Genomic DNA, 12619 nt, shown 5'->3' with positions numbered 1-12619 from the left:
AGCAAGATAACTCTCCATGGAATGGGCGATGAGCTACTTGATCCTCGGAAGTGGTGCGCTGGGCTCGGCGCTGGCAAGAGAGCTGATGGCAAGGGGGGAGTCCTTCCTTCTGGCCGGGCGCACCTATCCAAAAGGGATCGAGATGGGGGCTTTCTTCCCGCTGCAAGAGGTGGACGCCATCTCGTTCGACGCCCTGTTTACCCTCTACGACACCGATCCTCTTCCCACTGTGGTGATCAACACCATCGGCCTGTTGCACGATGTCAGCTTTATGCCAGAGCGGCGGGTCGAAGAGGTGCACCCCAAGTGGCTGTGCGACAGCCTGCTTGCCAATGCCTGGCCAACGCTGGCGCTGGCTGCCCGTTTCAGTCGGTTGATGGGCAATGACCATCCGCTGTGGCTCTGTGCCATCTCTGATCTGGCGGGCTCCATCACCTCCAATCTGGAGGGGGGGCGTTACAGCTACCGGATGAGCAAGGCGGCCCTCGACATGGGGGTGAAAACCCTGGCCCTTGAGTGGACGCAGCGTTTCCCGCAAGCAGGGGTGGTGGCCGTTGCGCCCGGCTTGATGGACTCCCCGATGAATACCCCCTTTCTGAGCGAGTTGCCTGCGGAGCAATTGCAGGAGCCTGCCGAGGTGGCGGTGAAACTGATCAATCTCATCAAGGGGTTATCGTTGACCCAATCGGGTCAGCTACTGGATCTCAACGGTCAGCCGCTGCCTTGGTAAATCCCGCCTGCGGGTTCTATGGACGTCTATTGGCTTCACATTCTGCTCATGCGCCCCTTGCCAAGCGAGGGGCGCATGGCTAACGTCACTCTCCTGTTTCAGGAGGGATCTCATGCGCTATATCGATTTACGAAGTGACACCGTCACCCAGCCTACTGACGCCATGCGTCAAGCCATGCTCCACGCCGAAGTCGGTGACGATGTCTATGGTGAAGATCCGGGCGTCAACGCGCTGGAGGCCTTTGGGGCCAGATTGCTGGGCAAACAGGCGGCGCTGTTTGTGCCGTCCGGCACCATGTCCAATCTGTTGGCGGTGATGAGCCACTGTCAGCGCGGTGAGGGGGCCATCCTCGGCAACGCCGCTCACATCTATCGCTATGAAGCGCAGGGGAGTGCAGTGCTGGGCTCCGTAGCCCTGCAACCCTTGCCGATGCAGCGTGATGGCACGCTTGCATTCGATGATATCAAGGCTGCGCTGGCCCCTGATGATGCCCACTTCGTCCAGACTCGCCTGATCTGCCTTGAGAACACCCACAACGGCAAGGTGCTGCCGCTCTCCTATCTGCAGGAGATGGGGGCATTCGTTGCCGAGCGCGGCTTGAGGCTTCATCTCGATGGCGCCCGGCTCTTTAACGCCGCCGTGGCCAGCGAGACAGCGGCCGCGGTGATCGCCGCGCCGTTTGACAGCATCTCGATTTGTCTCTCCAAGGGGTTGGGCGCACCGGTGGGCTCGCTGCTGGTGGGCAGCCACGATTTCATCGCCCGTGCGCGCCGCCTACGCAAGATGCTGGGGGGTGGCATGCGCCAGGCGGGCATTCTGGCGCAAGCCGGTCTGTTTGCCCTCGAGCAGCATGTGACCCGCCTGGCCGATGATCACCGCCGTGCCAAACGGCTGGCCGAAGGGTTGGCTGCACTGCCGGGCATCGAGCTCGACCTCTCGCTCGTGCAGAGCAACATGGTGTTCCTGCGGCTGCATGAGGGGGAATCGGCCCCTCTGCTGGCCTTTATGAAGGAGAGGGGGATCCTCTTCTCCGGTTACGGCGAGCTGCGGCTGGTGACCCATCTGCAAATCAACGATGACGATATTGAAGAGGTGATCGACGCCTTCACCGAGTATCTCGGAGCGCGTTGAGACGGCTGGTGAGGTAGAGGTTATACCAAGACCTGTTCATACCGAAATAACAGAGGGCGCCGCGGCGCCCTCTGTTATTTGTTGCAAGCTCAAGCTTGCCGCTGGCCGCTCATCAGCATGGCCTCATCGGTGGCATCGTAGATCATCACCGCGATGTGGGTCACCTGACCGCCGAAATCGGCCAGTGGTACCAGCGTCAGGTTCTGGAACATGTGGGGGGCCGAGCCGGTAATGGGGCGGTAGTTGGAGAAACGCAGCAGATAGGGCTTCTGCTCCCAGGTACTGAAGGCGCGGTTGTTGAGCTTGAAGACCATGTTGGCCTTGCGCTCGAACCAGGCTCTGTCCACATCGGGGAAGAGCTCGAACAGTACGCCATCGCGCACGTCACTGGCCAGTCGGCCGCTGTGGCTCTCCATAAAGCCGTTCCACACCTGTACCTTGTACTCCTTGTCGAGCACTACCAGGCCTACGTCCAGGTTCTGGACTATGTTCATCAACCAATGAAATTCACGGATTTCCATAGTCACTCCTAGAGCATGTGCATGATTTTGTTGTTCATGGTGGCGATGGAATCTTCGGTAAACAGCAGCAGCAGATCACACTGCACCGCGTAATCCTGGATCCGGTAGTTGATCTCGATGGCGAGCGTGCGGCGCCAGCGACTCTTGTTAGTGTTGATCAGCTCGTTGATGGGTCTGTGCTGGCCGAGCACCACCGGGTGCCCCTGACTGAAGGGGGTGTCGAGCTGGTTGGCGTAGCCGCGCAGGAAGGCGCCGATCAGCACGTTGGCGGTATCCATCAGCAGCTCCAGTTCGGCGGTGCGATCCAGCGTCCCCTGATGGTTCATCAGCTTGGCCAAATCTTTGAAGCTGGAGTCATGGAACAGGATCAACGCTTCACCGGCGATCCCCGCTCCGATAAACCCCTGACAGACGGCGGAGAGGGTATCCGAATCCGCAGCCGCCGAGAGGGCCATGTGCAGCTCGGAGACCTCCAGCACGTTGACGTTGGGGATAGGCAGTACCACGAAGGCGTTGAGCAGACGAGCCAGCAAGTCGGCTGCCTGACCCATGGAGACGTTGGCCAGCTCCTGATAGACATCGCGGATTTCGGGGGTGATCTTGACGCCTGCATCGGCTACTACACCGCTTGTCAGCTGCTCGGGGGCGCTTGGTTGACCGCTCGGGGCGGCACTCCAGAAACCATGCTTTTTGAGCAGGGCTAGCAGGGTCTCGGGGGCCGCGGGTTTCTTGATGAAATCGAGCGCACCCAGCCCCATGACCCGTTGATAGGCCTCTGGCTGGATATCCCCGGAGACCACGATCACCTTGTTGCGCAAACCCTCCCGTTGGAGGGTCTCCAGCACGCCGTAACCGTCCATTTCCGGCATGGTCAGATCGAGGAAGATGAGATCGCCATGACCCATCAGCACCTGTTCGATCCCTTCGAGACCATTGGCTGCGTAGTGCAAATCGACTTTCCAGTCGGCCGGGAGCGCCCGCGCCAGCTGTTTGCGGGCGAACCCGGAGTCATCACATATCAATACATTCATGGCGTTAGGCAGGCTCTGTTGGCAAGGGATGCTATAAGTGTGGCCCGCTAACGGTCAGATGCAATGGGTGAGGCTATCACCTTGTGAAAATTGGTTGTCCCACTGCCGATTGCGATAGCGTGCTGAGTATTTTTCAACAAATTCAACGAACATCTTAACACGCAACGGAGCGAACTGGTGCTGGCAACACAACATGTAGAAGGGGCGATTGCCGGTTTGCCAGTCGGTCAGTACCGGCACCAGTTGCTCGTCATGGAGGAAGCTGCTCAGATAGTGCAGCGGGGCGTTGACGATCCCCAGATGACGCCGGGCTGCGCGTACCGCGGCCTGGGTCTGGTTGACGGTCAGTTTGGCGCTGCGTTTGATGCAGACGCTCTGGCCATCCTTGTCGGTCAGCTGCCAGTGCTGGTGAGGCCAGCAGTAGATGAGATCATGCTCTTCCAGCTGGTTGGGATGGGAGGGAGTGCCCTTCTTGGTCAAATAGAGTGGTGAGGCAAACAGGCCGTACTCGATATGGCCGAGACAGATCGCATTGGGCAGCGACTGGGGCAGCTCACCGTTGAAGAACACCAGATCCCGATCATTGTCGAACAGGTGCTGGTGATCATTGGTCTGGGTGATATCGAACTGTACCTCGGGATAGTGCAGTCCGAATTCGGCCAGCATATCGATGAGGATGGTGTTGGAGAGCGCGATCGGCGCAGCTATCCGGATAAGCCCGGTGATATCGGCCTCTTGACCCTGGATCTCGCTGGTGGCCTGCTCGATTTGTGCGAGTGGCGTGCAGAGACGTTCGTAGTATCTGAGGCCATCATCGGTAAGGCGGAGCTTGCGGGTAGAGCGATGTAGCAGGGAGCAACCTAGTTGCTCTTCCAGCTGGGAAATGCGTCGACTGATGGTGCCTGTTGGCATGCCCAGTGCGGCTGCAGCGTGGGAGAATCCTCCCTCTTGCACCACCTTGACGAACAGGTAGAACTCTTCGATGTGCTTCATAAACGCTGTTCTGGGTGTAACAAGGGGGCAACCATAAAAAGAGCGTTCCGGGTTGGCAAGGGTAATTCAGCGTTTAATTGATCTGGATTCGATTTCTGTTGATACCAGTTCTCCACCCGCCCGTCATCTCAGCTTCCCCGAGCTGGTGATTATTCCGGCACGATGCCAAATGGTACTGCGGCAGTGATGTTTGCCATATACCCTGATTTGTTCCGCTATAACCGCAGGCGAAGGCCGATATTGCAACCTGATGGAAGGACGCCGGGTTGCTCTGCGTACTCAGCCGGGGTGGTTTGCCATCTACAACCAATGTGATGCAGATCATATATTCGGGTTTTGCTCATTGCCTGTTGAAAAATGAATTTGGGGTATATCAATTCCGCCTTAGTGAACTATTTTTGTCCGTTTTGGCGTTTTTTTGGCTGTTTATCCATCCGCTTGGTTAATTAATGGAAGCTTTGTGACAGAGAGTGATGACTATTTCCACCATTGATTTAAATGTTAATAACAAATTTGTCGCAGCAAATATGCAATTGCTCTTTCAAGGTCTCGAGTGGATAGCTCTTAGTGCTTGTTTTTACTGGGGAAAAAAGTTAAAAATCGACTATATGATTTGCCTGGATTAACAGGGTCCTTGGCTGAGTCCTTTGTAGTATTGCCGTACAGGCTGCCCTGTTGTTGATATCTGAAATAGTTTTGTCCGCTCTTGGCTATGTGAAAAGGGATAATGGCCGAGAGGTATTTGCACCTTGCATTCTGCAGCTAGCGGTTTGCCAGATCTGTTTTCCGGTTAACCAGTGACCATCCAGCATGAATGACCTTGACCAGATGAATACGCTTGACGAACGGTTACTGAAGACGATGGATGTTCTGCATACCCCGATCTGGGTTTATGACATCGAGCATCACCATATTTTCTGGGCAAACAGCGCCGCGCTCTCCGTGTGGGAGGCGACGTCTCTCGACGAACTCTGCTCCCGCGACTTCTCTGCCGATATGGCAACCGCCATCGATCTGCTGCTGCAGCGCTATCTGGGTGATTTTCAGCAGGGGCGCAGTTACAACGAGTGGTGGACCCTCTCCCCAAAGGGTGTCAAGAAGCAGATCTATCTGCGCCTCTCCGGTATTCAACTGGCTGGCCGGCTGATGATGATGACCGAAGCGGTGCTCGACTCCGATACCCTCTATCAGGAGTCCTCGCTGGCAACCGGCGATACCCTTGCCTGCCTGTTCGATAGCCATGGTGTGTTCGAGAGTGGCAACTATCACTTCGAAATGTGTTTTGGCCACCAGATCGCCAAGCTCTCCCAGGTTTTCTCCGGCAATGATGACAGCTTCTACCAGAAGCTCTCCCGTCTCGATGAGGTGGTGACCGAGGGGGAGTGCCGCACCCTCAAGGGGATGCGCTGGTTCCAGTATCAGTTCCGCTATATCCAGCAGGGTGCTCGCATTCTGCTCACCATGCGGGATATTACCGATCGCAAACTCGAAGAGCTGGAGCATCGCCACCTCGCCTGGCACGACTCCCTGACCGGCCTGCTCAATCGGTATGGCTTGATGAAATCCCTTGAGGCCTATTGCGGGCTGGGGGAGCGTTTCGCGCTGGTGTTCATGGATCTGGACAACTTCAAGCTGGTCAACGACAACTACGGCCACAAGGCGGGAGATCGCCTGCTGGAGCGGGTCGCCGGTCGCCTCAAACAGATTTGCCCGCGGGATGTGGAGCTGGCTCGCCTCGGTGGCGATGAATTCACCGCACTGGTGCCGCTGGGCAATCAGGGGGATCGGGCGCAAGAGGTGGCCGATCAGATGCTCTCCCAGATGACCAAGCCGCTGCAACTGAGCGGGCTGCCGGAGGTGACCATCGGTGGCAGTATCGGTATCGCCATTTATCCCGATGATGCGGATGACGGGGACAACCTTATCACCCGTGCCGATATGGCCATGTATCAGGCAAAGCAGATGGGGCGGCTGCGCTGGCAGCGTTTCACCCCCAGCATGCAGCAGACCCTGCAGCGCAAGCTCAATCTCAAACAGTTTCTGGCCAAGGCCATCGGCCGTCAGGAGCTGAGCCTCTGTTACCAGCCGCAGGTCGATGCCGCCAAACGGCGTCTGATCGGTTACGAGGCACTGCTGCGATGGTACAACCCGGTGCTCGGCCATGTGTCGCCGGTGGAATTTATCCCGCTGGCCGAAGAGATGGGGCTGATCCGCGAGATCGGCAGCTGGGTGCTCTCTACCGCGCTGGCACAGGTAGCCAGCTGGCAGAAGCGCTTCCATCAGCGAGTGCCGGTCTCCGTCAACCTCTCCGGTTTCCAGCTCTCGTCGGCGCTGCCCGGGCAAGTTCGCCAGCAGCTGGAGCTGCACGGGGTGGATGCCTCCCTGTTGACGCTGGAGCTGACCGAAACCGTGCTGATGCTCGATATGAAGGGGTGCCTCGGCATTCTCGACGATTTGAGCGAGCAGGGGATCAAGATTGCCATTGATGATTTCGGTACCGGCTACTCCTCTCTGGCCTATCTCAACCGGTTGCCGATCAACAACATCAAGCTGGATCGCTCCTTCGTGGTCGGCCTCAACTTGCCGGTGATACGGGCGACTGCAGCCATGGCCACCAATCTGGGATTGGGGATCATGGCGGAAGGGGTGGAGGAGCCTCACGAGCTGGCCGCCCTGCAGACCCAGGGGTGCCATGTGTTCCAGGGATATCTGTTCAGCAAGCCGCTGACTGTGGCGCAAGTCGAGGCGAGCGGCTTTGTGGTGGAGTGCCAGGTTGGGCGTTATCCACTGCTAGATGCCGTAATGGCAGAGTAACAAGTGTGCGTTAGACCCCAACTTGGGATTTTATTCCGTAATATTTAATCAAAATTAATCATTCTTTTGCGATCGGTCATGAGACGGATTGGCTGGAGTTGCTAGCATGCGACCTCGTTTCTAGGGAAAGGAGTATCGCAATAATGAGTCATGCTGCTGTCAATGACCGTCCGGCCAGCCCTCCCAAAGGTTGGCTGAACCGTTTCCTCAATGGCGTCGAGAAAGCCGGGAACAAATTACCCGACCCCGCCATGCTGTTCCTCTACGCCTTGCTGATCGTCTGGGTCGGCTCCTGGGTGTTGTCACAATTCCAGTTTGATCTGGTCAACCCCCGTACCGGGGAGGCGGTAGTGGTCAACAACCTGCTGACCGGTGCCGGTCTGGCCGAGTTTCTCTCCACCATGGTGACCACCTTTACCGGCTTTGCCCCGCTCGGGATCGTGCTGGTGGCCATGCTCGGGGTCGGGGTGGCCGAGCAGTCCGGTTTTATCAATACCGGTCTGAAAAAGTTGCTGAAAGTGACGCCTGCCCGTTTTCTCACTCCCATGCTGATCCTGGTGGCGATCGTCAGCCACACCGCCGCAGATGCGGGTTATGTGCTGGTGATCCCCATCGGTGGCATCATCTTCCACGCTGCCGGACGCCATCCGCTGGCGGGGATCTCAGCTGCCTTTGCCGGCGTTTCCGGCGGTTTTGCCGCCAACTTCCTGCCCTCCGGCGGGGATGCGCTGCTGCAGGGTTTTACCCAGTCCGCCGCTCAGTTGCTCGATCCTGACTACATGGTCAACACCCTGTGCAACATCATCTTTACCGGTGCCTCTTCGTTGCTGATCATCTGCGTCGGCTGGTTCATCACCGAAAAGGTGGTGGAGCCGCGCCTCAAGCACGTGGCGCTCAACGAGGATCTGGAGAGTGCCGACGAGATGGGGCGCTACAGCGCGCAAGAGAGCCGGGCTTTCAACTGGGCCGGGTTTGCCATGCTGGCGGCTATCGTGCTGCTGGCGCTGGCGCTCTCCCCGAGCGACTCACCGCTGCGTGCTGCTGATGGCTCTCTGACCACCTTCGCCGCGCCAGTGATGAAGTCCATAGTGCCGCTCATCTTCCTGCTCTTTATCCTGCCCGGGATTGTCTACGGCTTTGTCGCAGGCAGCTTCAAGAGTGGCAAGGATGTGATCGATGCCATGTCGGCCACCATGAACAAGATGGGCTCCTACATGGTGATGGCCTTCTTCTGCGCGCTCTTTATCAAGGCGTTTGGTGACTCCAATCTGGGCACCCTGCTGGCCCTCTCCGGTGCCGAAGTGCTCCATGCGCTGGCGCTGCCCGGTGAGGTGACCATCGTCGGGATGATCCTGCTCACCGCCACCGTCAATCTGGTAGTCGGCTCGGCCTCCGCCAAGTGGGCGCTGATCAGCCCGATCCTGGTACCCATGTTGATGGCGGTGGGGATCTCCCCCGAGCTGACCCAGGCGGCCTATCGGGTTGGGGATTCTGCTTCCAATATCATCACCCCGCTGATGGTCTTCTTCCCGCTGGTGGTGGTCTATTGCCAGCAGTATGTGAAGAGCACCGGGATCGGTACCCTGGTCTCCATGATGCTGCCGTACTCGCTTGCCTTCCTGGTGAGCTGGACGATTTTCCTGCTGCTCTACTGGGCGCTCGGCTTCCCGCTCGGGTTGCAAGCCCCTTACGTCTATCCGGCCCCTTAAGCTGGGTGTGCGAGGGAGCCTTGGGCTCCCTCGTTTTTTTCGCTATGGTGTTACCTCATTTTGGAGGTGCCATGAATCAGACCATCGATCTTATCCTTTCCCATCGCTCCATTCGTCAGTTCACTGCCGAGCCGATCGCCCCGCAGCAGCTGGATGCCATTCTCGCCGCCGCCCAGTCCGCCTCGACCTCGAGCTTTTTGCAGGTGACCAGTATTGTGCGAGTCTGCTAACCCGAGGCGCGTCAGCAGTTGGCCATGCTGGCGGGCAATCAACCCTATGTGGTGCAGGCGGCCGAGTTTCTGGTGTTCTGCGCCGATTACCACCGCCACACCCAGATCGTGCCAGAGGCCCAGACCGGCTATGCGGAGCAGTTGCTGATCGGAGCCATCGACGGCGCCCTGATGGCGCAAAACGCCTTGCTGGCGGCGCAGTCGCTGGGGCTGGGCGGGGTCTATATCGGCGGCATTCGCAACCATCCCGCCGAGGTGAGCGAGCTGCTGGGCTTGCCCCATCAGGTGATCCCGCTGTTTGGCCTCTGCCTCGGTCATCCTGCCCAGCAGCCGGAGCAGAAACCCCGTCTGCCCAGGGGGTTGGTGGTGCATCAGGATCGCTACCAGCACGAGCTGGATCGTGACCTACTGGCTCAATACGATCAGCAGATCGCGGACTACTATCAGGCCCGCAGCAGCAACAACAAACAGCAGACCTGGAGTGGCCAGATCCGCGCCATTCTGGGCAAGGAGTCCCGTCCTTTCATGTTGGGCTTCCTGCAATCACGGGGCTTTAACCTCAAGTAATGGCGCTGATGGGCGATACTATGAGGAGGTGACCGTCATGGTCATCATCCCCTGATCCTGCAATCTCTCCCTGAGACCGGGGGCACAGCTTGGTGACAAATCGTGGGCAAGGGGGGATCTGCAGGCTACCTTAAGTGGGTAAGCTGTTGTAGGATCACGCAATTGGATAGGAACAGGGGTTTGGACATCCTATGATTTTAACTTTGGTATTGCTGTCTATTGGCGCACTCCTGTTTTTGGTTATCGCCTATAACGTGGTGCAGCAATATAAGCAGAAGGCTGAGGCGGACAAGCGTCACGCCGTTGCCAGACACAAGACGGTGGCTGACGAGACCGAAGAGGTGTTGCTGAACGTCAATCTGGTGCCTTTCTCCAAGAACATGGTGTTGCTGTTGCAGCACCGGATCCTCGATGCCTATCGCGCCATCGCCCAGGTGATGCCGAATAATCAAATCAAGCAGCGCATCGTTGATGTGCAGACCCAAATCAAGAATGTACAGGAGAACTACAGCGTGCAGGATGAGGGGCAGTTCAAGACCCCGGAGTCCGATCGTCAGGCGATCCAGATGCTGCAGCTGGTCAAGAAGATGCGGGCTGTGCTGCGGGTCGAGCACAACAAGGGCAAGATTGACCCTCAGGGGTTTGCCCAGGAAGAGCGCCGCCTCGAGCTGATGCAGCTCAAGATCAACATCTCCAATCTGGTCAAGCGGGCGATGGATGCCCGCATTCAGGGCCAATATGGTACTTGCCGCCAGCTCTATACCAAGGGACTCTCTGCCATGGCGAGCGTGGGCGACAAGGATCCCTATCTGCTGGCCCGTGAAGAAGATATGCGTCAGGGGCTCAAGGAGCTTGAAGAGCTGCAGCAGCAAAATAGCGCGCAGGATCTGCAAAACATCAAGGACAAGGAAGCCGACGAGCTCGATGTCCTGTTTCAACCCAAGAAGAAATGGTAAGCATGTCCCATCCACTCGATTCCACACTGGGGCCAATGGCCCCATTTGTTTCTCAGCTGTTGGCCGAACTGTCCGCCACTGGCGTCACAATTTCCCGGCCAACGGTCGATCACCTCTGTTATCGGGCGGCTACCCTGCAGGAGTACCGCGCGCTATGTGCTGTGCTGGCTGAGGCAGGTACCTTGCTGGTGGAGGGGATGATTGGCGGACGTCCCATCGCCACTTATCAGTTGCATCAGCCGCTGTTGGCTGGTGAGGTACAGGTACCCTGTATCGAGCTGGCTGCACCGAAACCGGGTCGCGCCCATCAGGCGGGGCTGGAACATATCGAGCTGGTGGTCACTTCACTGCAAGATCTGGTAGCGCGCTATCCCGAGCTGCCATTCAAAACTGGCAACATGCAGGATACCCGCAACCCCGATATTGGCCTGATGTTGCCCTCCGGACAGATCAAGTTTCATCTGCGCTCGCTGGCTGAGGTGATCGCCGAAGAGGTGGCGACCGGTGCTGTGGTCGCGGTGCCTGCGGATTATTTCAATCAGGAGTGATCCTGCTCTAAATGCGGTGCGAGCCTGACAGGCTCTTGAATAACGCAGCAAAAGGGGTCACCGGTGTGACCCCTTTTGTTATCTGGTGGCGCTGGGTTGCGGATCGCCATCTGCTCGTGGGTGACCCTGTTTGCGCTGAGCCTGTTACCCGTGTCGGTGGGGTTGCTGGGCGGGCAGTGGCGATTGGCTTCGCTGCTTGAGACGGCCGAGCCAGAGGCTCAAGCCCGCCGTCAAGATGAGGACCAGTTCAATTCCCATGACCAGACCGCCCAGCTCGCCCAGCTCCCAGAACGGGTGCAGGTAAAGTCCCCCCAGACTGGCTCCCAGATAGTAGGCTACCAGATAGAGAGAGGAGGCGAGGGCGCGGTTGTGTTCGACATGATGACCGACCCAGGCACTGGCGCAGGCGTGTGCCAGGAAAAAGCCGAAGCTGGAGATCAGCAAGCCACTCAGGATCCCGAGCAGGCTAGCTTGCAGTAGCCACAGACTGCCGAGGGCCATCAGGGCGATCCCGACCAGCAGCATGCGTTGTGCCCCCCAGCGGTTGGCAAAGCGACCGCTCAGGGAGGAAGCCACCGTTCCCGAGAGATAGGTGAGAAATAGCATGCCGAGCCACTGGGTGGGCAGGGAGAAAGGGGGCTTGGCCAGCAGGAAGGTGAGATAACTGAACTGGTTCAGAAACACCATAAAGTTGAGCCCGCCTATAAGGTAAGCCCCTACCAGCAAGGGATTGGTCAAGTGTTGCTGCAAGGCGCGGGCAAATTGACCGCGAACGGGGGCGCTCGCCACAAAGCGGGTTTGGTGGGGCAGCAGCCAGAAGACCAGCGGCAGCAGTAACAGGCTGATCACTCCGATCCCCAGAAAGGTATGCTGCCAGTCGCCAAACCAGCCCGCCAACAGACCGCCGACCACCCGACCGGCAATGCCACCGAGGGAGTTGGCGGCAATATAGACCCCCACCGCCGAGAGGAGCGCCCGTTTGCTGAACTCTTCCCCCATATAGGCAATCGCAGTGGCTGGTAACCCGGCCAGCAGCGCGCCCTGCAGGATACGCAGCAGCAGCAGGGAGCCAAACTGCTCAACCAGCGGGATCAACAGTGAGAGCAGGATCGCCAGGGTGAGGGTACCCAGCATGACCTGCCGACGGCCATGGCGATCCGCCAGTCTGGCGCAGATCAGCAGGGAGGCGGCGAGGCCAGCAGTGCATCCTGCCAGGGTCCAGTTGGCCGAGAGGGAGTTGACCGAGAAGACCTCGGCAATCAGGGGTAACAGGGGATGGGTCTGGTAGAGGTTCAGAAATACCAGAAAAGAGCCCATGCTGAGGGCCAGGGTTGCACGTATCCACTCGCGACTTCCAATTTCAATCATTGCGTATTGTCCTGACTACT

10 protein-coding genes and 1 pseudogene are annotated in these 12619 nt (G+C 58.2%); 7 read left to right on the top strand and 4 right to left on the bottom strand.

Translation table 11 applies throughout. From position 1 onward, the window contains the following. Positions 1–28: 28 nt before the first annotated feature. The gene (locus ACTG2S_RS13660) at positions 29–730 is read left to right on the top strand and encodes a short-chain dehydrogenase (RefSeq protein WP_274161168.1); all 702 of its coding nucleotides are present in this window, start codon (positions 29–31) and stop codon (positions 728–730) included. Between the two features lie 112 nt (positions 731–842). Next, the gene (gene ltaE / locus ACTG2S_RS13655; protein ID WP_274161167.1) at positions 843–1862 is read left to right on the top strand and encodes a low-specificity L-threonine aldolase; all 1020 of its coding nucleotides are present in this window, start codon (positions 843–845) and stop codon (positions 1860–1862) included. Between the two features lie 89 nt (positions 1863–1951). Here the strand turns inward: ltaE and ACTG2S_RS13650 are convergent, their stop codons facing one another. From ACTG2S_RS13650 to ACTG2S_RS13640, 3 genes are read right to left on the bottom strand one after another with little or no spacing between them, the layout of a single operon-like run. Next, a complete protein-coding gene (locus ACTG2S_RS13650; RefSeq protein ID WP_005337175.1) occupies positions 1952–2383 on the bottom strand; it encodes a PAS domain-containing protein in 432 nt (143 codons plus the stop codon). Between the two features lie 8 nt (positions 2384–2391). Continuing rightward, positions 2392–3414 carry a response regulator gene (locus tag ACTG2S_RS13645; RefSeq protein ID WP_019444706.1) on the bottom strand — a complete coding sequence of 341 codons (1023 nt, stop codon included), beginning with the start codon at positions 3412–3414 and terminating at the stop codon, positions 2392–2394. A 54-nt stretch (positions 3415–3468) separates the two neighbouring features. Continuing rightward, on the bottom strand, positions 3469–4407 hold the full coding sequence (locus ACTG2S_RS13640; RefSeq protein WP_005337171.1) for a LysR family transcriptional regulator: 939 nt from the start codon (positions 4405–4407) through the stop codon (positions 3469–3471). An 861-nt stretch (positions 4408–5268) separates the two neighbouring features. Between ACTG2S_RS13640 and ACTG2S_RS13635 the strand changes: the two genes are divergently transcribed. The 5 genes and pseudogenes from ACTG2S_RS13635 (at position 5269) to ACTG2S_RS13615 (ending at position 11231) form a co-directional block, all read left to right on the top strand. Then, positions 5269–7221 carry a putative bifunctional diguanylate cyclase/phosphodiesterase gene (locus tag ACTG2S_RS13635; RefSeq protein ID WP_013723827.1) on the top strand — a complete coding sequence of 651 codons (1953 nt, stop codon included), beginning with the start codon at positions 5269–5271 and terminating at the stop codon, positions 7219–7221. A 143-nt stretch (positions 7222–7364) separates the two neighbouring features. Then, the gene (locus ACTG2S_RS13630) at positions 7365–8930 is read left to right on the top strand and encodes an AbgT family transporter (RefSeq protein WP_439982635.1); all 1566 of its coding nucleotides are present in this window, start codon (positions 7365–7367) and stop codon (positions 8928–8930) included. Positions 8931–9001: 71 nt separating this feature from the next. Further along, positions 9002–9727: pseudogene (nfsA, locus tag ACTG2S_RS13625) on the top strand (oxygen-insensitive NADPH nitroreductase). A gap of 191 nt (positions 9728–9918) precedes the next feature. Next, complete coding sequence (locus ACTG2S_RS13620; protein ID WP_005337161.1) at positions 9919–10683, top strand: hypothetical protein; 765 nt, start codon at positions 9919–9921, stop codon at positions 10681–10683. Beyond that, positions 10677–11231: a VOC family protein gene (locus ACTG2S_RS13615; RefSeq protein ID WP_279498388.1), complete on the top strand. Its 555-nt coding sequence runs from the start codon at positions 10677–10679 to the stop codon at positions 11229–11231. The genes ACTG2S_RS13620 and ACTG2S_RS13615 overlap by 7 nt, the downstream gene beginning before the upstream one ends. Positions 11232–11375: 144 nt before the next feature. Here the strand turns inward: ACTG2S_RS13615 and ACTG2S_RS13610 are convergent, their stop codons facing one another. Beyond that, positions 11376–12599 (bottom strand): MFS transporter, encoded by a 1224-nt coding sequence (locus tag ACTG2S_RS13610; protein WP_279498387.1) that lies wholly within the window; start codon positions 12597–12599, stop codon positions 11376–11378. Positions 12600–12619: the final 20 nt, after the last annotated feature.

Source organism: Aeromonas sp. 82P (assembly GCF_051919365.1).
In the GTDB taxonomy this organism is placed as follows: Bacteria; Pseudomonadota; Gammaproteobacteria; order Enterobacterales; family Aeromonadaceae; genus Aeromonas; species Aeromonas veronii.
The sequence above is the reverse complement of the archived record's forward strand: the minus strand, read 5'-3'. Positions and strand labels throughout refer to the sequence as shown.